This is a genomic window from Empedobacter sp. UBA1574 (genome assembly GCF_002322895.1).
Classification (GTDB): domain Bacteria; phylum Bacteroidota; class Bacteroidia; order Flavobacteriales; family Weeksellaceae; genus Empedobacter; species Empedobacter falsenii_B.
Map to the genome: position 1 here is coordinate 1 of NZ_DCOI01000020.1, position 23,421 is coordinate 23,421.

Sequence of the window (23,421 nt, forward strand, 5' to 3'; positions counted from 1 at the left end):
GTCCTCAAGCTGAATGCATAGAGCTTCTAATAATGTCAAGATACAATAGGAACTAACCCTATAGACAAATATTAGGGTGACTATAGCTGCAGGGCTCACCTCTTCCCATTCCGAACAGAGAAGTTAAGCCTGCCTGCGCCGATGGTACTGTTATTTACGGGAGAGTAGGTCGTCGCCAGTTTTTATTAAAAGCCTCAAGTAAACAACTTGAGGCTTTTTTTGTGGGTATACGTCGCGCTTTAGGCTGAACGTTTTAAGCTTTACGCATCTCCAGACTATGTTCTATAAAACAAGAGGCTTCTAATTATTCAACGAGGAGCTTCTTCTTGATAAAAAGGAAGCTTCCTTTTTAAAATTAACTCAGAACTCGATAACACTCCTAGTTTGCTTAGATTTTTATTGGCAGTCTTAAATCTTATGTCTTATAACTTATTACTCAAAACTCAGAACTTAAAAACCCGCGTTAGGGATAGTAGTGGAAATCCTTTTGGAGGAATGGTTTTTCTGTAATCACTTCTAATCTTCTTATACAAAAGATTGCAACGGATACCCCGACCGAAGGGAACGCCATAATAATTACGCTTATCATTATGTTTTATTAATATTTGTCCATCTGCTATAATTTTAGTACATTGAAGAATAATTTAATTTTGAATAAAATTTTATTTATTCAGCAAGAGGTTTTCTATCTCTTTATATGTTGTAATCATTAGATTACTCATTCTATTCTGTTTTACACAGTTTTTATAGAAGTTAGTTTCTATATCAGGTCGTTTCAGACATAAAAATCAATTACTATCAATGATAGTTGAGTAGTTCATATAAGTTTAATTAAAAACAATTCATGAGTTTAAAAGTAGGCATTATCGGGGCTGGACCAAGTGGTTTGGCGATGTTAAGAGCATTTGAGTCAGAAGAAAAGAAAGGTAACAAAATTCCAGAAATTAAATGTTTTGAGAAGCAAGAAAACTGGGGAGGAATGTGGAACTACACTTGGCGTACAGGAGTAGGTAAATACGGAGAGCCATTGCATGGCAGTATGTATAAATATTTATGGTCGAATGGACCAAAAGAATGCTTAGAATTTGCAGATTATACATTTTCTGAACACTTTGGTCAAACAATATCTTCTTATCCACCTAGAGAAGTATTATTCGATTATATAGAAGGGAGAATTAAACAAAGTAATGCGCGAAAGTACATTCAGTTTAATACCGTTGCAAGGTGGGTAGATTATGTAGAGGATAAAAAACAGTTTCGCGTTGTTTTTGATGATTTAAAGAAAAATGAAACTTTCGAAGAATATTTCGATTATTTAATTGTCGGAACTGGACATTTTTCTACACCAAATATGCCTTATTTTAAAGGTATCGAGAATTATACAGGAAATGTAATGCATGCGCATGATTTTCGCGGAGCTGATCCATTTAGAGGCAAAGAAATTTTATTGATTGGTAGTAGTTATTCGGCAGAAGATATTGCGGTACAATGCTATAAACACGGAACTAAATCGGTCATAATTTCTTATCGTACAAACCCGATTGATTGTAAATGGCCCGAAGGGATAAAAGAATTGCCTTTAGTGACACATTTTGAAGATAAGAAAGCATTTTTCAAAGACGGAACATCAAAAGAGTTTGATGCAGTAATTATGTGTACAGGTTATCAACACAAATTTCCGTTTTTACCAGATAATTTCCGTTTAAAAACAAAAAACTGTTTGTATCCAGAAGGAATGTATAAAGGTGTAATATCAGATGTTAATGCTCAATTGTTATTTTTGGGAATGCAGGATCAATATTACACATTTAATATGTTTGATGCGCAAGCATGGTTTGCACGTGATTATATTTTAGGACGAATTAATTTACCTTCAAAAGAAGAAATTCAAAAAGATATTCAGAAATGGGTTGATTATGAAAAACAATCGATTTCTGCTGATGATCATGTTGATTTTCAAACTGATTATTTGAAGGATTTAATTCATTTAACTGATTATCCTATGTTCGATTTGGATAAAGTTGCTAATATGTTCAAATCTTGGTTAAAAGATAAAGAAGAAAATATTTTAACTTATCGAGATAAAACCTATACCTCAGTTATGGACGAAACGAAAGCAGAAAAACATCACACACCTTGGATGAAAGAGTTGGATGATAGTTTAGAACGCTATTTGGATGAAGATCCGATTGATGAAAAGCAATTAGAAAAAACAAATTATTATTAATATTAACAAAAAGACTAACAAATGTGTTGGTCTTTTTTTATTTTCGATTGTATATTTAAACATCGTTAAAAAAGAAAAGTGTTTATTTTTGACAGAGCACAACACAATATGATTTAATACAATAGAAATGGAGATTCAATATTTTTTCGAATTATTTGGTACACTTTTTTTTGGAATTTCGGGCGCTTTAGCAGCAGATGAAAAATCTGGTAACGATTGGTTTGGTGTAACCTTTATTGCTTTCCTAACTTCAATTGGAGGTGGCACAATTCGTGATATTTTACTTTCCGTTGAAATTATGTGGATAAAGGATGTTAATCTTATTTATGCGGTAGGGATTGGTGTTATTTTAGCGGCAATTTTCTATACACCTCTGTTGAAACTTCGTAAAACATTTATGCTTTTTGATACGTTAGGAATTGCTTTGTTTACGATTGTTGGTTTAGAAAAAGCTCTAAATCTTGGAATTCATCCTGTAATTGCACCTGTAATGGGAATGTTTACGGCGGTTTTTGGATCCATTATTCGCGATATGATGTTGAACGAAGTTCCTATTATTTTCAAGAAAGAAATTTATGCGTTTGCATGTCTTTGTGGTGCAGTTATTTATATGATTTTATGGAAATTGGGACTTGATCGTAACATCAATTTCTTTATTTCGGGGGCTGTAATTGTCGCAATTCGTTTGACTGCAATTAAGTATAACTTATCATTACCGAAATTCAAAAGCCATTAATTTATAGATTCGTATCTTAGCGAACTAATTTTTTATAGATGGAAATTCAATACATTTTTGAATTATTTGGGACGGTTGTGTTTGCTATTTCTGGTGCTTTAGCTGGAGATGAAAGACAAAAACATGATTGGTTCGGAATTGCTTGTTTTGCTTTTATAACGGCTGTTGGTGGTGGAACTTTACGCGATCTATTTCTTAACAGTTATCCGTTAGTTTGGATAAATGATATGAATGTCATTTACGCAGTTTTTGCTGGAATTTTGTTGGCAGGATTATTTTTTAAATATTTTTCACGATTAAGAATAACATTAATGCTTTTCGATACATTGGGAATTGCTTTATTTACAATTGTAGGTTTGGAAAAAGCGCATTCTTTGGGCGCAAATGATTTTATTTCTGTGATGATGGGAATGATGACCGCTGTAATGGGAGGAATGTTAAGAGATGTTTTGATGAATAGAACGCCTACAGTTTTTGTGAAAGAAATTTATGCAATGGCATGTGTCGCAGGAGGTGTAATGTATTTAATTTTTGAAAGTTTTGGATTAGATCGTAATATCAATTTTATTGTTTCGGGAGCTATTATTGCCGCAATTCGTATTGTTACTGTAAAATATAATTTGTCGTTACCTAAATTTTATTAATCATGCAAAAAACACCATTTAATCAAGAAAATTGGACAGGAAGAATTGATTCTGAAGATGGAGAATTAGGTTTAAGAATTCATCAAGTAATTTCTGATTATGATAAATTTGAATCATCATCTGTTCAACCAAAAGTACTGTTAGGATTTTGTTCGGAAGAAGGTGTTAAACGGAATAAGGGTAGAATTGGTGCGAAAGATTCACCAGATTTGATTCGAAAAAGTTTGGCGAATTTACCTTTACATTTTTCCGAAACTGATTTTATTTTTGATGCTGGAAATATTCATTGTGATGATAATAATTTAGAATCTGCACGTGAAGAACAAATCAATCAAGTGGATAAAATTATCCAACAAAATCATTTTCCGATTGTAATTGGTGGTGGACACGAAACAGCTTTGGGTGATTTTTTGGCTTTAGCAAAATCATACAAAAATATTGGAATTATCAATCTTGATGCGCATTTTGATTTGAGAACGCCAAATCCGCAATCAACTTCTGGAACGCCTTTTTACGAAATGGCAAAGTATTGCGAAGAAAATGAAATGAAGTTCAATTATATTCCAATCGGTATTCAAGAATTAGGAAATACGAAAGCATTATTTCAACGTGCTGAAAATATAGGAGTTAATTTTATTTTGGCAGATGAAGTGCATTTCAATTTGAATAAAGTATTAGATGATTTGAAAACGATTGTTCAACAATTTGATGTGCTTTATGTTTCGTTGGATATGGATGTTTTTGATGCAGCTTATGCGCCAGGTGTAAGTGCAACGACAATTAATGGTTTGACACCTTTTCAGGTTAAATATATTTTGAAGGTTCTAATGAACTCAAACAAAGTGAAAATATTTGATTTAGTTGAATATAATTCGCTTTTTGATGTTGATAACTCGACAGCGAAACTCTCTGCTCAAATGATTTACGAAGTTTTAAGATATTAATTCTGAAATAATTTACAATATTTTGTAACCTTTTTCAGTTATCTGCGTATACATATATAGTGGTGTTGATAAAATGCCAAAAGAAATCGATAATAATCATTAATAATAGGAGGGTTTTAGTTAAATGAGACAGCTTAAAATTACAAAGCAGGTAACAAATCGTGAAACTGCGTCGTTGGATAAATACTTACAAGAGATTGGTAAAGTAGATTTGATTACAGCGGAGGAGGAAGTAGAGTTAGCACAACGTATCAAAGCAGGAGATCGTGTTGCCTTAGAAAAATTAACAAAAGCAAACTTACGTTTCGTGGTATCTGTTGCGAAACAATATCAAAATCAAGGTTTAAGTTTACCAGATTTAATTAATGAAGGAAACTTAGGTTTGATAAAAGCTGCACAACGTTTTGACGAAACGCGTGGTTTCAAATTTATCTCTTATGCGGTTTGGTGGATTCGTCAATCTATCTTACAAGCATTAGCAGAGCAATCTCGTATTGTACGTTTACCATTAAATAAAATTGGATCGATCAATAAAATTAATAAAGCCTATGCTTTATTAGAGCAAGAACATGAACGTGCTCCATCTGCAGAAGAAATTTCTGAAGTTTTGGATATGTCTGAAGGTGATGTAAAAGAGTCGATGAAAAACTCTGGTCGTCACGTCTCAATGGATGCACCATTAGTAGAAGGAGAAGATTCTAACTTATACGATGTATTAAACATTGGTGAATCTCCATCTCCAGATGTACAATTGATGATTGAGTCATTACGTGTAGAGATTGAACGTGCATTGCAAACATTAACGCCTCGTGAAGCTGATTTAATTCGTTTATACTTCGGATTAAACGGTCAACATCCAATGACGTTAGAAGAAATTGGAGAAACGTTTGATTTAACAAGAGAACGTGTTCGTCAAATTAAAGAAAAAGCAATTCGCCGTTTAAAACATACTTCGAGATCTAAGATTTTGAAAACATATATCGGACGATAATAAAAATAAAAAAATCCAGCCAATTGGTTGGATTTTTTTTATAATAATTTTCCGCTTAGTAAAATTGCAGCAATTGTAAAATAAATAATCAATCCTGAAACATCAACCAAGGTTGCGACGAAAGGCGAGGATGCTGTTGCGGGATCAAATCCAATTTTTCTCAAAATAAATGGAACTAAAGATCCAGAAAGTGTTCCCCATAAAACAATGACGATTAAAGATAAAGCGACTGTTAAAGCTACATATAGCCAATATTCTCCATAACTATAAATTCCAGTTTTTTGCCAAATTAAGATTCTGATAAAACCAACAAATCCCAGAATTGCACCTAAGATTAATCCCGAAGCAAACTCTTTCTTCATTACATACCACCAATCTTTTAGTTTCAATTCACCCAAAGCCATTGCTCGGATAATTAGTGAAGCCGCTTGAGAACCAGAATTTCCACCACTCGAAATAATCAATGGAACAAATAAAGCCAACACAACCGCTTTTTCGATTTCTTGGTCATAATAACTCATAGCAGAAGCAGTAAACATTTCGCCAATAAATAAGATAACCAGCCAACCTGCGCGCTTTTTGATTAATTCCGCAATAGGTGTTTTAGTATACGAAACATCCAATTCTTCCATACCTCCAAATTTCTGAATATCTTCTGTATCACGCATTTTCATACGATCCAAGATATCGTCAAATGTTACAATTCCGACCAAAACATCATTTTCTGTCACAATTGGCATCGCAGAACGATCGTATTTATCAAAAACTTCTAACGCATCTTCTAAAGGAGTTGTCGTCTTGATTGAAACAAAATTATGATCGATTAAATCTTCTACTTTAGTATCTTCATCAGCCAAAAGAATTTCGCCAATTTTTAAATCATCAATCAATCTATTTTTTCCATCAACAATAAAAATATACGTTAATGTTTCGGCTTTTTTTCCATACTTTTTGATGTGAGCCAAAACTTGTTTTACTGTATAATGTTCTTTTACCTGAATATAATTTGGTGTCATTAAACGTGCAATCGAATCTTCTTTGTATCCAATCAAATTCAGTGCTGTAGCACGTTCTTCAGGATTTAAAAGATTAATGGAATGTTTGATTAATTGATCTGGGAAATTTTCAAATAGTTCTGTTCGGTCATCAGGATCAAGATTGTTCAAAACTTCAGCTAAATCTTCGTCCGTCAAACTTTTTACAATTTCGTACTGAATATCGGGTTCAAAATAGGAGAATACTTCAACTTTATCATCATTCAAAAGCGAGTAAAAAGCGATGTTTCTTTCTTTTACGTTCAGTGCAGTTAATTGTTCGGCAATATCTGCTGGATGTTGATTAAGCATATTATTTTCCATAAATTTGTTTTTTTATCCCGAGCTGCAAATTAAGTCTTTTTGAGATGAGAAGAAGTATAGATTGGCTACTTTTAAGCTAATTTTAATATAGAAATTATGATGAATAAAACAGATCAAAAACAAATTAAAGAATTTATAAAATCTATGGATGTAGATGAACGATTTGTTGGAATTTGGTCTGGAACCGATCATGGGAAATTTTTTAAAGGTGAAACAAATAGTTGGATGGTCAATAGAAAAGTTGACGGTACAATGACAGTTAACTTTAAGACCATTCACAGTGATGATTGCGTTACATTTTCTGAAGATGAAGGCGTTTGGTGTACTATTGGTGATGAATATTATGAGTTTAGAGATTCTGATGAAATGGCAGATATTTACACTTATATTTTTATGTCAAAAGATTCGATTCATTTTATTATCAACGAAGAATTGAAAGACGAAGAACCTTATAACTTTATTGATAATAGAGTTTTCTTGGATTAAAAATAATTTTACTGAATCATTTTTTCTGTTATATTCGTATTGTATTAATTAACACTGAAAATGAAAAAACTATTATTTACTCTCTTATTATCAACTTCACTATATGCTCAAGAAAAAGCAACAGATTTGATTTCAGCACATATTAATGTTTTGGGAGTTGGAGCAAATTATGAGAAAGCCATAACAGATAAAATTACAATTCTTGGTAATTTAAATTATTCTACAATTAATTTTACAGGTTCAGATGATGGTTTGGATATGGATTTCACAGTAAAGTTAGGATTAGAAGGTCGTTATTACTATAATTTTGATCGAAGAAGTTCAAAAGGAAAATCTACTTTAAATAATTCTGCAAATTTTATAGGATTGAAATTTGACTATTATACAGATTGGTTATCAACATACCAAGGGATGGGAAAAGATGATGATTTTGCAAAACTTGTGGTGAATTATGGAATTAAAAGAAATTTTGCTAAAAAATTTTTTTATGAATTCAATTTTGGAGCAGGAATTTTTATAGATACTTATTATCCTTTTAAATATTCTATTAATGGTTCTGATTGGATATATTCAGATAAAGAAACATACATCGACTTCTTACCTGAATTAGGTTTCAAATTTGGTTATAATTTCTAAAAAATATAAATCGTTGAGTTTTCAACGATTTTTTTATTTCATTACCTTTGCACCACAAAATACAAACAAACAACAAATAAGATTATGCCAATAGTAGCACCATCAATTTTAGCAGCCGATTTTGGGAATTTAGCAAAAGACATCGAAATGGTTAATAATTCTCAAGCCGAATGGTTTCATTTAGATGTAATGGACGGCGTTTTTGTTCCGAATATCTCTTACGGAATGCCAATTATCGAGAAAATAAATTCGTTAACAGACAAAGTTTTGGATGTGCATTTAATGATTGTTGATCCAGATCGTTATATTTCAACTTTCAAACAAGTTGGCGCAGATATTTTGACTGTTCATTACGAAGCGTGTACACATTTACATCGTACAATTCAGGCTATAAAAGCAGAAGGAATGAAAGCAGGAGTGGCGCTTAATCCGCATACACCAGTATCTGTTTTAGAAGATGTGATTAATGATTTAGATTTGGTGTTAATTATGAGTGTTAATCCAGGTTTTGGAGGTCAAAAATTCATTGAAAATACTTACAACAAAGTTTCTAAATTGAAAAAAATGATTACAGAAGCTAATGCAAATGTGATCATCGAAATTGATGGAGGAGTTGGAGTACAAAATGCATCAAAATTGGTAGAAGCTGGTGCAGATGCTTTAGTTGCTGGTTCGGCAGTTTTCAATGCTGAGGATCCAACAGCATATATCGCGGAATTACAAAAAGCTTAATAAAAATAGTATTGAGATGTGAGAAATTAGAATTGAGAAGTTCATATTTTTCCTTCAACTATTTAAACAAATAATAAAAAACTGAATCAGAAATGATTCAGTTTTTTTGTTGATTAATCCTGAACTTTTTTCAGGATCCTCATCAAGTTAATCAAACAATTTTCTTATTAAAATCTTAACTTTGTTGCATGAATTTCTCTAAAGACAACCCAAAAAAGATTTATACGATTGATGAAATCAAAGATAAAATGGCAAAATATTGTCTTTATCAAGATCGTTGTCATTGGGAAGTAGAGAAAAAACTTCGTGATTTTGATTTGATTCCAGAAGCGAAAGATGAGATTATTTTTAAGCTAATTCATTACGGATTCCTGAATGAAGAACGATTTGTTCATAATTTTGTTCGAGGAAAAGTCAATCAAAAAATGTGGGGAAGAAATCGTCTTCGTCAAGAATTAAAAATGCGTCAAATTGATCAAAAATTAATTGAAAAAGCATTTAAAGAAGAAATTGATTTGGATAAATATTGGAATAATTTATTGCATTTAACACAAAAAAAGTTCAATTTATTAGCTTCTGAGCGAGAATCTTTCAAGAAAATAAACAAAGTAAAAGCATATTTAGCGTACAAAGGTTACGAGTTCGATTTGATGAATGATGCTATAGAAACAGTGAAAACAAAAGAGTAATACAATTCATCCTTAAAATTCGACAATTCGGTCAACTATTTTTAAAATTAAAAACGACTTCACTTAATTTTATTCCATAATAAATAAACACATTATGGAAAATTTAGTCAACATCATTATTTACATTCACGCATTTTTTGGAGGAATTGGCTTGGTTGCTGGAACAGCTGTTATGATTATAAAAAAAGGAAATTCGACACACAAAAAAGTGGGAAAAATATTTTCGATTGGTATGTTAGTCAGTTCTGTTCTTTCGTTGATTATTTGTGCTTTTCCAAATCACCACAATTCTTTTCTTTTAATGATTGGTATTTTCACGATTTATATGATTTTGATCGGAAATAGAATTCTAAATTATAAGCGCAAAAACTATTCTAATAATTTGGATAAAATCATTTCTGGAGCAATGTTTATCACATCTATTGTGATGATTGTTTTTGGATTACTTCCACTTTTCACAAGCAATGCAATTGGATTATTGTATTTAATTTTTGGGTTTTTAGGAGGGTTTATGTGTTATCGAGATTTTGTTTTTTACAAGAATACAGAGAATTATAAAAAATGGACAATGAATCATGTTGGAAAAATGGTTGGTGCTTATATCGCTTCAGTAACAGCGTTTTTGGTTGCAGGCGCTGGATTTGGAGATAATATTTATTTTTGGATTGTGCCTTCAATTATCGGAACGATTTATATTTTTTCTTGGTCAAAAAAACTAAATAAAAAAGTTGCAGTGAATTGATTATCTTTAATCAAAACACTTATATGAAGAATTTATATTTTTTACTCTTATTCATTCTTTTTGTTCAATGTGAGCAACCGAGCAGTCAATCTGCTAAAGGTTGGGAAAAGAAGAATGAAATAAAAGCAGATTCAGTTTTTAAAGATGAGAATGTAAATGAAGTTATTGAACAAGCTATTGATATTACAAAAAGTAATCATATACCAATTAGAACAATCTCTCTCTTTTTCGCAAAAGAAAAATTTTATTTATATATTTCTTCGACTGGACAAGACTGTTCAATAGGGAATTATTATACATTACCAATTACTATTCAAAATACAGATTATACTATTCTTTTAGATAAAAATGAAGTATTAGATGAATATATCGATATCTCAAATTTAAATTATATCCCTTTAGATAAAGAAAAAATAACATTCTGTTGTGAAATAAAAGGTTACGCTTTTCGATTTCATAAAGATGAAGAAGGAAAGTATCAATTAAGAGAGTTGGAGCATTTTTATAATTATACGGATGATTTTGTTTTAGAAGAAGATAAAAAATATTTTCCTATTCAATATGAGGAAATTCTAGAACCAGAACCATTTATTCATCCTAATGATGTAAAATAAAAAAACGAATTTCGAAACTCGAAATTCGTTCTTACTATTTCTAATATTTACCTAATTCGTTTTCAAATTCTTGCAGATAATTCGCCAAATGAAAACCATCTACAAAACCATGATTCGCCTCAACCGAAACAGGCATATACATTTTATCGTTTTGCGTATACGCTTTTCCAAAAATAATTCGCGGAATAGATTCTCCCGTTCCAAAGTTACTTGGTTGTGTTAGACCTGTAAATCTCGACCATGGAAATGTAGAATGACGAACCAAGCCAATGGTAATTTCTTCATTTTTGATATGCAAACCAACCGAGTTTTCTACACTTTGTATTTGCTCTTGAAGTTGCGCGTTAAATGCATCAAAATCTTCGGTAAAATTCATCAATGCAAAACCAAAAGTTCCGTCTTTTCTTCCAATTGTTGTTCCGCAATCTAAATGATCGTACACAAAAATTTCATCATCTTCGATGCGATATTTAAACTCATTAATCTTATTTTCTGCCAACATCGAGCAATGTAAATAGACTGCGAAAAAAGACAATTTATTTGCTTTGGCAAATTTGTACGTTTTAGAACATTCAACCTCCGCAACAACTCCGACATACGGATTATCCATTTTCGAGAACATATTAAAATGCTCTATACGATTCCAACCTTCAGGATTAAATTTCTGTTTCATTGCTGCAAAGTTAAAAATAGGATTTACAATTACTTCAATCTTTTTTGTTGATATGCATCACCAATTACATTCAGAGTTACGCCTAGAATAATCATAAAAATTCCTAAAGCTAAACTCAGCGAAAAATCTTCACCAAACATCATAACACTTACAGCAACGGCAACCACAGGTTCTGATGCGCCAAGAATAGAAGTGGCTGTAGAACCAATATTTTTAATCGCATAAATCAATGCGATGCTCGAAACAACTGTCGTAACAAACGCAAATGTAAAAAAGTTGAAGGTTAATTCTAATGATGGTAAAATGAAGGATTCTTTGTGAATAATCATTTTTGTTGCGTAATAAATCGTTGTAAATAGAAACGAATAAAAGCTTAATGTAAAGCCTTTTATATCTCGTACTTTCGATTTGTTGACTGTCACAATATATAATCCGTAACCCAAAGCACTAATAAAAACAATTCCTAATCCGATTGGATTTAGCTCGAATTTTCCTTCTTTAAAACTTAATAAAATTACACCAGCCAGTACAAAAACAATGGCTACAATAGTTGAAATTGTAATTCTTTCTTTGAAGAAAACAGCCATTATGATGGCAACAATCAACGGATAAACGAATAATAATGTGGAGGCAATTCCAGGAGTTAAATAATCATAACCTAAAAATAAAGCATCCGCTGAGATTCCGTACAATAATCCTAAAATGATTAAAAATGGAATCTGTTTCACATCTATTTTGAATGATTGTTTTTTGATGAATAAATATGTTCCGACAATCAATGCAGAAAAAAAGAATCGATAGAATAATGTAGTATCCATCGAAAAATTTGCCTGTTTTATAGGTAGGATAAATAATGGAATTAATCCATAAGATATGGAAGAAATTAGTCCATATGCGTAACCTTTGAATTTCATTTTTAATAGAAAAAACGAAGTTCTAATTTCGAACTTCGCATTTGATTAGTATTTATTAAAATTTATTTTCTCGTAAAATCTAAATCTTGGAAGTCGTAACTAAAATCTGTTAACGGAGAAATGGCCTTCATTTTGAAACCTGTCATTTTTCCATCTTTTATTTCTGCATAAACAAAAGCGTCTGCATGGAAATAACGATTGTACCATTTTACTGCAAACGTATTGTCTTTGTAAAAAAGCATTTCACCAGTTAATTGAGGTGAACGTTTCGATTCGAAAATGATTTTTCCTTTCTTTTCATAAATTACAACATCACCAAACCAATTGTCCTTATACGTTCCGATTACACTTTTTGAATCAAATTTGATGGCTTTATTTTTTTGATTTGCTTCAACTGTTTTCCAAACTTCATCGGTAATAACATCGGCTTCTTCCACATTTTTCTTCATTATATCATCATACGTTTTTACCCAATCTGTAGATGGATTTTTTAAGTAAAAATCTTTGATTGTATTCGAGATTGCTCGGAAAGCTGCACCCGATTGTTGGTTTGTCAAAATCACAATTCCTAATTTTTCTTGAGGATAAAACATCGTTTGTGTTACAATTCCTTCCAATCCACCAGTATGCGAAACTTCCAATTTTCCGTTCATATCCTGCAATTGCCATCCCAAACCATACGCTTTGAATAATGAATTATAAGGTGGAGTAGTACGATTTGGTTGTAAAGTTTGTGGTGTAATCATTTCGTTCATTTGTTTTTCCGAAATAATTTGTTTTCCATTCACTTTTCCTTTATCTAAATTGAATTGCAACCATTTTGCAAGATCATCTACATTCGAATAAATTCCTGCAGCTGCATCAAAAATGGTGTTCGTATAACGATCAATCACTTGTAATTTTCCGTCAATTGGAACGTGCGGATTAATTGCATTTTTCTTGTCTTTTAGCAAATGCCAATTCGCTGCAGTATTCGTCATTCCAATTGGTTCCAACAATCTTTTTGTTACAAAATCTGTCCAAGATTGCCCCGAAACTCTTTCAATCACAACTCCTGCAATAATGTATAATAAATTATCGTAATCATATTTTACACGGAAATCTGAAACTGGTTTTAAAAACTGAATATTAGAAATAATATCTTTTGGAGTGAAATTATGTCCATCAGGCCAAACCATCAAATCTCCAGCACCCAAACCTAATCCACTTCGATGCGTTAATAAATCACGAATTGTAAACTCTTTGGTTACATAATCGTTGTACATCTTGAATTCAGGAATGTGCGTAATCACTTTATCATCCCACTTTATATTTCCTTCATCAACCAAAATCGCCAAAGCAGCTGCTGTAAAAGCTTTCGAGTTAGAAGCAATGCCAAAATTTGTATTCGACTGAACTTTTTCTCCCGTTTTAAGAGATTTTACGCCATAACCTTTCGAATGCACAATTGTCCTGTCTTTGATAACCGCAACAGACATTCCAGGAACATCAAATGCTTTCATTGCATTTTCTGTGACTTTATCAATAGCTTGATTCGAAATATTTTGTCCAAAAGCTGTAAAAGAAGCTAATGTAATCGTTGATAAAAGTATATTTTTCATGTGTGAATTTGAATTTTCACGAAGTTAGAAATTTTTATTCATCAGCTTATAGCTTTTAATAAAATATCAAAAATAGAGGATGAATTAATTTTGAATGATTTAAAATTTTATAATAATCAAGTAGAAAGTAAATTACAATTAATTAAAAACATAAATTAGTTAAAAATAATTCAATGAAAATAGCTTTCTTTTCGTCTAAGCCTTATGACAAAACTTTTTTTGAGGCTGAAAATAAAAATTACGGTTTTGAACTTAATTTTTATGAAACACATTTAGGTCCGCATATCGTAAACGCGATTGAAGATGAGCATGCTGTTTGTGTGTTTGTGAATGATAAAGTGAACCGACAAGTCATTGAAGTTTTAGCAAAAAAAGGCGTTAAAATTATTGCATTGAGATGTGCTGGTTTTAATAATGTCGATTTGGAAGCTGCGAAAGAATTTGGAATTAAAATTTGTCGTGTTCCTGCATATTCTCCCGAGGCTGTTGCTGAACATACAATGGCGATGTTGTTAACATTGAATCGAAAAACACATAAAGCTTATAATCGTGTTCGTGAACAAAATTTTGCATTGAACGGTTTACTTGGTTTTAATCTTTTTCAGAAGACGATTGGAATTGTTGGAACAGGAAAAATAGGAAAGGCTTTTATCAATATTGCGAAAGGTTTTGGATGTAAGATTATTGCTTATGATTTGTATCCAGATCAAGAATTGATGAATAATGGCGTGGAATATGTTGAGCTGGATAAGTTGTTTAAAACTTCAGATATTATTTCGTTGCATTGTCCGCTGACGCCAGAAAATCATTACATGATTAATCAAGAAACGATTGCGATGATGAAAGATGGCGTAACGATTATTAATACGAGTAGAGGTGGATTAATCAATACACATGAAGCGATTGAAGCTTTAAAAAATCATAAAATTGGTTATTTGGGAATTGATGTTTATGAACAAGAAGAAAAATTATTCTTCAAAGATTTATCAGCAGAAATTATTCAGGATGACATGATTCAGCGATTGATGAGTTTTCCAAATGTTTTGGTAACTGCGCATCAAGCTTTTTTTACACAAGAAGCGTTGGAACAAATTTCAGAAATTACGATGCGAAGTATTTTAGAAATTTTAGAAAAAGGTTCAACAGATGAGGTTGTGATGTTATAAATTATCTAAATGAGTGGATTTGAAACCATCATATTTTTTGAGACCAAATCCTAAAAAACGATCTAACGCAATATGAGCGAAAAAAATTAATCCAATCATTAAACACCATTCAATGTGTAAAAAATAACCAATGAGAATCAATGAAATTGTCGTAAAATAATTATGAATAAAATTATAAGATATTGCGCCAATCTTATTTCCAAAAAGATAACCTAACATAAAAATATCGGGAGCAAGAAAAAGAATTGCAAACAAAAACCAGGAATAATCAAGTTTATAATAGATGATTAGCGTTACAATTAAAATTGCTAATTGTTCTAATTTTAATAAATTTTTCATAATGTTGATGCTTAATTTATTAGTATAAATATTTTACCAATTGTTACAAAAAAAGCCGTTCATTAGAACGGCTTTTGGTATATAAAAAGAATTTTAATCATTCAATTTCAAAACAGCTAAGAATGCAGATTGGGGAACTTCTACACGTCCAATTTGACGCATTTTCTTCTTACCAGCTTTTTGTTTTTCTAATAACTTACGTTTACGAGAAATATCACCACCATAACATTTTGCAGTAACGTCTTTACGTAATGCTTTGATTGTTTCACGCGCAATAATTTTTGCACCAATCGCGGCTTGAATTGGAATATCAAACTGTTGACGAGGAATTAATTCGCGTAATTTTTCACACATTTTCTTTCCAATATTGTAGGCATTATCAACGTGAATTAAGGCAGATAAAGCATCTACAACTTCACCGTTAATCATGATGTCAACTTTTACCAATTTTGAAGCTTTCATTCCAGAAGGTGCATAATCAAACGATGCATATCCTTTTGAAATAGATTTTAATCGATCATAAAAATCGAAAACAACTTCAGCCAAAGGCATATTGAAAATCATTTCTACTCTATGTTGAGTTAAATAGTTTTGAGATTGTAATTCACCACGTTTCTCAATACATAAACTCATTACAGGACCTACGAATTCAGATTTTGTAATGATTGCTGCTCGAATATATGGTTCTTCAACACGATTTAATCCTGATGGATCTGGTAATTCAGATGGATTATGAACCGGAATCATTTTTTCTGGATCTTTTTCCAAGTACGCTTCATACGAAACGTTAGGAACAGTTGTAATTACCGTCATGTTGAACTCACGTTCTAAACGCTCCTGAATAATTTCTAAGTGTAACATTCCTAAGAATCCACAACGGAAACCGAAACCTAAAGCAGCAGAAGATTCAGCTTCAAAAGTTAATGAAGCATCATTCAAACGTAACTTTTCGATAGAAGCACGCAAATCTTCGTAATCTTCTGTGTCAACCGGATAAATACCAGCGAAAACCATTGGTTTTACTTCCTCGAAACCATCAATAGCTTCGCTTGCAGGATTCTCAACTAATGTAATTGTATCTCCAACTTTTACCTCAGAAGCTTCTTTAATTCCAGAAATAATATAACCTACATCTCCAGTTTTAATGACTTTCTTCTCAACTTGATTCAGTTTTAATGTTCCAATTTCATCGGCACCATATTTTTTGTTGGTAGCCATGAATTTTACTTGATCTCCTTTTTTGATTTCTCCATTTACCACTTTGTAAAAAGCTTCAATTCCTCGGAAAGGATTATAAACAGAGTCAAAAATCAAGGCTTGTAACGGTGCATCTGGATCACCAACTGGTGCAGGAACTTTCTCGATAATTGTGTGTAACAATTCTAACACACCTTCACCTGTTTTTCCACTTACACGCAAAACATCTTCGGGATCACAACCAATCAAATCAACAATATCGTCTGTTACTTCTTCTGGATTTGCAGAAGGTAAATCGATTTTGTTCAAAACTGGAATGATTTCCAAATCATTTTCTAAAGCCAAATAAAGGTTAGAAATGGTTTGTGCTTGTATACTTTGTGCAGCATCTACAATTAACAAAGCTCCTTCACAAGCGGCAATCGAACGAGAAACCTCGTAAGAAAAATCCACGTGACCAGGAGTGTCAATTAAATTTAAAATATATTTTTCACCATCTTTTTCATATTCCATTTGGATGGCGTGCGATTTAATTGTGATTCCGCGTTCGCGTTCCAAATCCATATCGTCTAAAGTTTGATTTTGTAACTCACGATCAGAAATCGTGTTTGTTACTTGCAATAAACGATCGGCCAAGGTACTTTTACCATGGTCAATATGGGCGATAATACAGAAATTACGGATATTTTTCATATTCTATTTGTCGAATAGGCAAAAATAATCTTTTCCGTGCAGACTGCAAGTATTTTGAAAAATATTATGAATTATATTTTAATAAATTAACGAGAGTTGAAGTGTGTTTTTTACTAAAAAATAAATCTAGGCAATTATCCGATGAAAAAAAGTATATAATTTATCTTCTTTTACTAGACCAAATTTTTGTTTCAAACGATACTTTGTTATTCGTACACTTTTTGGTTCAATATTAAGAAGAGTTGCAATTTGTTTGGTGTCTAAACCAAGATAGATATACGAACAATATTTCAAATTAAGAGGTGTTAGTTTTTGCTTAGAATGCTCGTTTAGCGTTTTGAAAAAGTTTGAATGTAATTCTTGAATTCTAAATTTAGCACTTTCAAAATCATAATCCATTAAATTTTCTTCTCGCATAACTTGTTTTAAATTGATAGAAGAATCATTTCCATTTTTTTGTAGTTTCCGCTTGATCTTGATTGTACAAATCGATTGAATAATCAGTTGCTTTTTTCTGAAATTCAAATATAGCCGAGTCAACCTAAGTTTAGCATATTCGTTATTCCCATAATTAACGAAGCCTATATTATGTATTCAACAAAAGAAATTGTTTTTAATAATCTCTTTTGTGTTTATATGAATTTTAAACCTAATTTTATCCTTATGAAAATCAGCACAAAATGAGGAGATTACTATTTTTTGTTATTACTTTTTTTACATTTATTCAACTTTCTGCTCAAACGACTCGAAATTTGAATTTAGAGAATTGGACTTTTCAACAAAAAGGAGATTCAAAATGGCTGAAAGCTGAGATTCCTGGTTCTGTTCATACCGATTTGATGTTAAATAATATTATTCCAAATCCTTACAAAGACGTTAATGATGCAAAAGTGCAATGGGTAGAAAACGAAGATTGGAACTACAAAACTTCTTTTGATTTGACTGAAGCCGAACGAAAAGCGCAAAACATTCAGTTAAAATTTAATGGATTGGATACATATGCAAAAGTTTTTCTGAACGGAAAATTAATTCTGGATGCGAATAATATGTTTCGAATTTGGGAAGTTTCGGTCAAAGATTTACTGAAAGATAAAAATAATTTGCTCGAAATACAATTCAAATCGTCGCCTAATGAAGGAAAACGATTAGCAAATCTTCTTCCATATAAATACCAGAAGGTGAGCGTGTTTTTACTCGAAAAGCGCAATATCAGTATGGTTGGGATTGGGGACCAAGATTGGTAACGGTTGCGATTTATAAACCAATTGAACTTATTTCTTGGAATAATTTAAAACTGAATGACTTGTCTTATGAAATTGTCAAATTGGATAAAAATCAAGCGAAAGTAAAGTTTAAATTTATTATCCAATCGGAACAAAATACAGCTGTAGAAATTAATTTTAATCAGAAAATAATCACTCAAAAATTAACCAAAGGAATTAATCATTTTTCGATTGATGAAACGATTCACAATCCAAAATTATGGTGGCCAAATGGAATGGGCGAACAGTATTTATACGATTATCAATTCAAAATTAAACAAGGGAATGAACAGATATTTAAGTATTTAAAATTTGGTTTACGTACGATAGAATTGGTACAAGAAAAAGACGAAGTTGGCTCTAGGTTTTATTTTAAAGTGAATAGGGTTCCAACTTATATGAAAGGTGCAAATTATATTCCGCAAGATAATTTTGTTTCACGAGTTTCAAAAAATGATTATGAAAAGTTGATAAATAGTTCGGTTGAAGCCAATATGAATATGATTCGTATTTGGGGTGGTGGAATTTATGAGGACGATTATTTTTATGAATTATGCGACGAAAAAGGTTTGTTGGTTTGGCAAGATTTTATGTACGCTTGTGCTTTTTATCCTGGCGATCAAGATTTTCTTCACAATGTAAAACAAGAAACAATTGATCAAGTGAATCGCCTAAAAAATCATACTTCTATTGCGCTTTGGTGTGGAAATAATGAAATTGATGAAGCGTGGAAAAATTGGGGATATCAGAAACAAATGGGCTGGTCGAAACAAGATTCGTTGAGTATTTGGAAAGATTATCAAACGACTTTTCATCATATTATTCCGAATGTTTTAGATTCGATTTTACCAAAATCAGAGAATCGCTATTGGCCGTCTTCACCTTCGATTGGTTGGGGAAGAAAAGAAAGTTTGACGCAAGGAGATTCGCATTATTGGGGCGTTTGGTGGGGAATGGAACCGTTTGAAACGTATGAAAAAAAAGTTCCACGTTTTGCTTCTGAATATGGTTTTCAAGGAATGCCAACGTTGAAAACGGTGAAATCAATGTTTTCTGAAAAAGATACATTGAGTAAAAATTCTGCAATAATTTTAGCGCATCAAAAAAATCCAAAAGGTTGGGAAACAATCAACGAATATATGCAGCGAGATTATGTTGTTCCGACCGATTTTGTGCAGTACAACTACGTTTCTCAATTGTTACAAGCACGCGGAATTCAGTTGGCAATTGAAGCACATCGACGTGCAAAACCTTATAATATGGGAAGTTTGTATTGGCAATTGAATGACGTTTGGCCAGTAACTTCGTGGTCGTCTTTGGATAAATTAGGAAATTGGAAAGCGTTACATTATCAAGTGAAAAGAAGTTTCGAAAATGTGCTAATTTCAGTAGAAAAAGAAGAAAATGTGTACAAAATTTATATCGTAAATGACTTATTGAAAGATTTGAAAGGAAAAGTAAAATTTTCTGTGGTAGATTTTAATGGAAATAAACATTGGACTAATGATAAAGATGTAATTATTTTATCAAATTCTTCAACCAAGATAATGGAATTAACTGATGAAATTTTGAAAGGAACTTCTTCAACTAAATGAATGTTAAAAATCAATAATATTTTTCTCCCTATTTTTAGTGAAATTTCACAAAGGATTTGGAAATGTGAATTTTATTGACTTAAATTTGCACTGATAAAAATCATAACGTATAACAATTTAATAACGAAGAAATAAAATGTTCAAAGAAACGACATATCAGTTTTTAGCTATTGCAACAGATTTTGCAATGAGCATTCTTCGTGCTTATAAATCGTAAATAATTTACTTATTATATCAAAAGCCCGGAGGATTCTTCGGGCTTTTTCTTTTATTATTCCATTCTAGATTCAGAATAACTTCTAAAAACTTCCGAAGAAGAAATAGTTAGCGCTAATTATTTCAAAATAATTATTTGCAATCAAATAATCCATTTTATGGAAGATTCAATTTTCTTTTCTACTCAATTACGAACAAAAAGAGCGAGGAAAAGAAGTGTAAAAACAACGAAAGAAAAAAATGTAAGAGAGAAATATAAACGTCAAAAAGAAATTTTTAAAGAACAAAAAGAAATTCCGCTTGTTCTTTTAAAAGAGCCGTGTCAAAAAGGTTTTGAGCGATATATTGTATTGAGAGAAGATATTAAAAAAGAAAATGAGATTGAGTTTTTTACTCAAATTCTAAAGAAAATAAATACTTCTCAATATGCAGAAACGCGAAAGTTTGTAAAAAAACGAAAACGAAACGGAAAGCGAATTTATGTTCAGAGAATTCAAGAGTTGAAACAATTGCAACCTTACGAATATTCAGGTCCGTATTCAATTTTGAATGATGAAGAACGTCTATATTTTGTGTGTATTCAGGTGTATGATCCCAAGACAAAACGTTTCAAAGGAATTTATGAATTTCTACAACCGTGGCGTTTTCGATTGATTATAAAACCAAATATGATTACGTATTACAAACCGCTTGATATTGATTTGAAGCGCGAAGAAGCGCAAATCGATCATTTTTTTGACAAGTATAAAAATCAAGGAATCCTTTTAAAGAAAATAGTTGGAGGAGGGTATTCGTATGAACGAAAACCAAAATTTAAAAATCCTTTTACAAAAAGGAAATTTTTTAATAATAAAAATTTAGCGATTGAAATCGCTGAAATGCTGATGGAAAAAGAACATCAGTTATCTAAAAGATATTAATCATGGGAAATAAAATCTCTGGAAAGGACTTTATAAAAATAGGCTTTCCAAAATATAATTCGATCAATATTGCAATTGGGCAAATTCATCGATACAGAAAAAAAGAAAAGAAACAAACGATTATTAACGAAGCAAAAGAAGTTTTACTTGAGCCAGAAAAATACATCGGTCACGGAATTTGGGGAAAAGTTGCGGAAGGATTAATAAAACCAGTTGAGGTTAGATTACAAGAATTAAAAACAACGCGTTCACCTTTTTCGATTTTTGGAGAAAATGAAATTGACGAGCAAGCAAAATTTCAATTATATGATGCATTGAAATTGCCAATTTCGGTAAAAGGAGCTTTGATGCCAGATGCGCATTCGGGGTATGGATTGCCAATCGGAGGTGTCTTAGCGACGGATAATGCGGTGATTCCTTATGGAGTTGGTGTGGATATTGGTTGTAGAATGAGTCTTTCGGTTTACGATTTGCCAGCTAGTTTTTTGAAAGGAAAATCGCATCAATTGATTCAGATTTTGCAAGATCATACCAAATTCGGAATGTATGAAACGCATAAACTAAAAGCGGATCATGAAATTTTTGAACGTTCTATTTTTGATGAAATTCCAATCTTGAAAAGTTTAAAAACAAAAGCTTATCAACAATTAGGAACTTCTGGTGGAGGGAATCATTTTGTTGAATTTGGGATTGTGAAATTAGATGAGGTAAAACCTGAATGGAACTTGATTCCAGGAGAATATTTGGCTGTTTTATCGCATAGTGGTTCGCGTGGTTTGGGTGCAAATATTGCAAAACATTATACGTATTTGGCGACGAAACAATGTCCACTTCCGAAGCAAGTTCAGCATTTGGCTTGGTTAGATTTGGACACGTACGATGGCCAAGAATATTGGGCAGCGATGAATTTGGCTGGCGAATATGCCAAGGCTTGTCACGATGATATTCACCGAAGAATTGCGAAAGCTTTGGGAAAACGTATCGTTTTTAACATCGAAAATCATCACAATTTTGCGTGGAAAGAAATGGTTGAAGGAACGGAACGAATTGTTCATCGTAAAGGAGCGACGCCAGCTGGAAAAGGAATTTTAGGAATTATTCCAGGTTCGATGACCGCGAACGGTTACATTGTTGAAGGTTTGGGAAATGAATTGAGTATTAATTCGGCTTCGCATGGTGCGGGACGAAAAATGTCGCGTGCGAAATGTAAATCAACAATTACTAAAAGTTTTATGAATTCACAATTGAAAGATGCAGGAATTGAGCTGATTGGCGGAAGTGTAGATGAAGCACCTTTGGCATATAAAAACATAAAAACGGTGATGAATTTACAGACTGAATTAGTGAAAGTGTTGGGAACTTTTACACCGAAAATTGTACGAATGGATAAATAATGATGAGGAAAAAAATTATTCAACTTACATCGGGTAGAGGACCAGCGGAATGCAATTTTGTGGTGACTAATGTTTTTAAAAAGTTTTCGGAAGCGTGCACAAAATCTGAAATTAAGTTTGACATAATTGAAAGAGAAATGGATAAAGATTTTCATCAACTTTCATCTGTGATTATAGAACTTGAAGGAAATGATTTAAACACGTTTTTAAAAACTTGGCTTGGAGCAATTTTATGGATTGGTAAAAGTCCATACCGAAAATTTCATCAACGAAAAAATTGGTTTATTGGTTGTTTTGAATTAGAAATTCCGAAAGAAAATTCAATCAATCCGAATGAAATTATATACCAAACAATGCGAAGCTCTGGAAATGGTGGACAAAATGTAAACAAAGTAAATTCGGCTGTTCGTGCGATACATCAACCAAGTGGAATTTCGGCTGTTTCGATGGATTTACGTTCACAACATCAGAACAAAAAAACTGCAACAACTCGTTTGTTATTGAAATTACAAGGATTTGAAACCAATAAATTGAAGGACTTGGTTCAAAAAAAATGGAATAATCAAACGTCTATTGCAAGAGGGAATCCTGTGAAAATATTCAGAGGAGATAAATTTAGTGAATAAAAAAAAGCCGCTCAATGAGCGGCTTT

24 protein-coding genes and 1 rRNA gene are annotated in these 23,421 nt (G+C 31.9%); 18 read left to right on the forward strand and 7 right to left on the reverse strand.

Features of this window, described 5'->3' with window-relative positions:
* Positions 1-72: 72 nt before the first annotated feature.
* From rrf to B3578_RS05245, 6 genes are all read left to right on the forward strand, one after another.
* Positions 73-181, forward strand: a 5S ribosomal RNA gene (rrf, locus tag B3578_RS05220).
* Positions 182-844: 663 nt separating this feature from the next.
* Positions 845-2,227 carry an NAD(P)-binding domain-containing protein gene (locus B3578_RS05225; protein WP_291047172.1) on the forward strand — a complete coding sequence of 461 codons (1,383 nt, stop codon included), beginning with the start codon at positions 845-847 and terminating at the stop codon, positions 2,225-2,227.
* A gap of 127 nt (positions 2,228-2,354) precedes the next feature.
* Positions 2,355-2,963 carry a trimeric intracellular cation channel family protein gene (locus B3578_RS05230; protein WP_125350022.1) on the forward strand — a complete coding sequence of 203 codons (609 nt, stop codon included), beginning with the start codon at positions 2,355-2,357 and terminating at the stop codon, positions 2,961-2,963.
* 38 nt (positions 2,964-3,001) lie between these two features.
* Complete coding sequence (locus B3578_RS05235; RefSeq protein WP_125350023.1) at positions 3,002-3,607, forward strand: trimeric intracellular cation channel family protein; 606 nt, start codon at positions 3,002-3,004, stop codon at positions 3,605-3,607.
* Between the two features lie 2 nt (positions 3,608-3,609).
* Positions 3,610-4,551: a formimidoylglutamase gene (hutG, locus tag B3578_RS05240; RefSeq protein ID WP_219035272.1), complete on the forward strand. Its 942-nt coding sequence runs from the start codon at positions 3,610-3,612 to the stop codon at positions 4,549-4,551.
* A gap of 124 nt (positions 4,552-4,675) precedes the next feature.
* A complete protein-coding gene (locus B3578_RS05245) occupies positions 4,676-5,542 on the forward strand; it encodes a sigma-70 family RNA polymerase sigma factor (protein WP_019975176.1) in 867 nt (288 codons plus the stop codon).
* A 38-nt stretch (positions 5,543-5,580) separates the two neighbouring features.
* On the opposite strand, the gene mgtE is transcribed toward B3578_RS05245, so the two are convergent.
* Positions 5,581-6,900 (reverse strand): magnesium transporter, encoded by a 1,320-nt coding sequence (gene mgtE / locus B3578_RS05250; RefSeq protein ID WP_125350025.1) that lies wholly within the window; start codon positions 6,898-6,900, stop codon positions 5,581-5,583.
* Positions 6,901-6,996: 96 nt separating this feature from the next.
* Between mgtE and B3578_RS05255 the strand changes: the two genes are divergently transcribed.
* The 6 genes from B3578_RS05255 (at position 6,997) to B3578_RS05280 (ending at position 10,799) form a co-directional block, all read left to right on the forward strand.
* A complete protein-coding gene (locus B3578_RS05255; protein WP_219035270.1) occupies positions 6,997-7,386 on the forward strand; it encodes a hypothetical protein in 390 nt (129 codons plus the stop codon).
* 60 nt (positions 7,387-7,446) lie between these two features.
* Positions 7,447-8,022, forward strand: a complete 576-nt coding sequence (locus B3578_RS05260) for a DUF3575 domain-containing protein (protein ID WP_291047173.1) — start codon at positions 7,447-7,449, stop codon at positions 8,020-8,022.
* Positions 8,023-8,106: 84 nt separating this feature from the next.
* Complete coding sequence (rpe, locus tag B3578_RS05265; RefSeq protein ID WP_280036965.1) at positions 8,107-8,754, forward strand: ribulose-phosphate 3-epimerase; 648 nt, start codon at positions 8,107-8,109, stop codon at positions 8,752-8,754.
* 188 nt (positions 8,755-8,942) lie between these two features.
* The gene (locus tag B3578_RS05270) at positions 8,943-9,443 is read left to right on the forward strand and encodes a regulatory protein RecX (RefSeq protein ID WP_291047174.1); all 501 of its coding nucleotides are present in this window, start codon (positions 8,943-8,945) and stop codon (positions 9,441-9,443) included.
* A gap of 94 nt (positions 9,444-9,537) precedes the next feature.
* Positions 9,538-10,185, forward strand: a complete 648-nt coding sequence (locus B3578_RS05275; RefSeq protein WP_291047175.1) for a hypothetical protein — start codon at positions 9,538-9,540, stop codon at positions 10,183-10,185.
* Between the two features lie 23 nt (positions 10,186-10,208).
* A complete protein-coding gene (locus tag B3578_RS05280) occupies positions 10,209-10,799 on the forward strand; it encodes a hypothetical protein (RefSeq protein WP_286495877.1) in 591 nt (196 codons plus the stop codon).
* 40 nt (positions 10,800-10,839) lie between these two features.
* Here the strand turns inward: B3578_RS05280 and B3578_RS05285 are convergent, their stop codons facing one another.
* From B3578_RS05285 to B3578_RS05295, 3 genes are all read right to left on the reverse strand, one after another.
* Positions 10,840-11,472 (reverse strand): CatA-like O-acetyltransferase, encoded by a 633-nt coding sequence (locus B3578_RS05285; RefSeq protein ID WP_286495878.1) that lies wholly within the window; start codon positions 11,470-11,472, stop codon positions 10,840-10,842.
* 29 nt (positions 11,473-11,501) lie between these two features.
* Positions 11,502-12,386: a DMT family transporter gene (locus tag B3578_RS05290; RefSeq protein ID WP_286495880.1), complete on the reverse strand. Its 885-nt coding sequence runs from the start codon at positions 12,384-12,386 to the stop codon at positions 11,502-11,504.
* Between the two features lie 62 nt (positions 12,387-12,448).
* Positions 12,449-13,987: a serine hydrolase gene (locus B3578_RS05295; RefSeq protein ID WP_291047178.1), complete on the reverse strand. Its 1,539-nt coding sequence runs from the start codon at positions 13,985-13,987 to the stop codon at positions 12,449-12,451.
* A gap of 173 nt (positions 13,988-14,160) precedes the next feature.
* Here B3578_RS05295 and B3578_RS05300 point away from each other — a divergent pair, with 173 nt between their 5' ends.
* Entirely contained in the window at positions 14,161-15,153 is a 993-nt protein-coding gene (locus B3578_RS05300) for a 2-hydroxyacid dehydrogenase (RefSeq protein ID WP_125350034.1), read from the forward strand.
* Here the strand turns inward: B3578_RS05300 and B3578_RS05305 are convergent.
* From B3578_RS05305 to B3578_RS05315, 3 genes are all read right to left on the reverse strand, one after another.
* Positions 15,148-15,492 carry a DUF4260 domain-containing protein gene (locus B3578_RS05305; RefSeq protein ID WP_125350035.1) on the reverse strand — a complete coding sequence of 115 codons (345 nt, stop codon included), beginning with the start codon at positions 15,490-15,492 and terminating at the stop codon, positions 15,148-15,150. The genes B3578_RS05300 and B3578_RS05305 overlap by 6 nt on opposite strands.
* Before the next feature lie 93 nt (positions 15,493-15,585).
* The gene (gene lepA, locus B3578_RS05310; RefSeq protein ID WP_038332533.1) at positions 15,586-17,382 is read right to left on the reverse strand and encodes a translation elongation factor 4; all 1,797 of its coding nucleotides are present in this window, start codon (positions 17,380-17,382) and stop codon (positions 15,586-15,588) included.
* A gap of 126 nt (positions 17,383-17,508) precedes the next feature.
* On the reverse strand, positions 17,509-17,799 hold the full coding sequence (locus B3578_RS05315; protein ID WP_219035376.1) for a helix-turn-helix transcriptional regulator: 291 nt from the start codon (positions 17,797-17,799) through the stop codon (positions 17,509-17,511).
* 263 nt (positions 17,800-18,062) lie between these two features.
* Between B3578_RS05315 and B3578_RS05320 the strand changes: the two genes are divergently transcribed.
* The 5 genes from B3578_RS05320 (at position 18,063) to prfH (ending at position 23,395) form a co-directional block, all read left to right on the forward strand.
* Positions 18,063-18,626 (forward strand): glycosyl hydrolase 2 galactose-binding domain-containing protein, encoded by a 564-nt coding sequence (locus B3578_RS05320; RefSeq protein ID WP_219035377.1) that lies wholly within the window; start codon positions 18,063-18,065, stop codon positions 18,624-18,626.
* Positions 18,551-20,239 (forward strand): beta-mannosidase, encoded by a 1,689-nt coding sequence (locus B3578_RS05325; protein ID WP_409410640.1) that lies wholly within the window; start codon positions 18,551-18,553, stop codon positions 20,237-20,239. Before B3578_RS05320 ends, B3578_RS05325 begins: the two co-directional genes overlap by 76 nt.
* Before the next feature lie 374 nt (positions 20,240-20,613).
* Positions 20,614-21,375 (forward strand): hypothetical protein, encoded by a 762-nt coding sequence (locus tag B3578_RS05330; protein ID WP_219035379.1) that lies wholly within the window; start codon positions 20,614-20,616, stop codon positions 21,373-21,375.
* Positions 21,376-21,377: 2 nt separating this feature from the next.
* Positions 21,378-22,769, forward strand: coding sequence for an RtcB family protein (locus tag B3578_RS05335; RefSeq protein ID WP_219035380.1), 1,392 nt, complete (start codon positions 21,378-21,380; stop codon positions 22,767-22,769).
* Positions 22,769-23,395: a peptide chain release factor H gene (prfH, locus tag B3578_RS05340; RefSeq protein WP_257468282.1), complete on the forward strand. Its 627-nt coding sequence runs from the start codon at positions 22,769-22,771 to the stop codon at positions 23,393-23,395. The genes B3578_RS05335 and prfH overlap by 1 nt, the downstream gene beginning before the upstream one ends.
* The last annotated feature ends 26 nt before the right edge of the window (positions 23,396-23,421 follow it).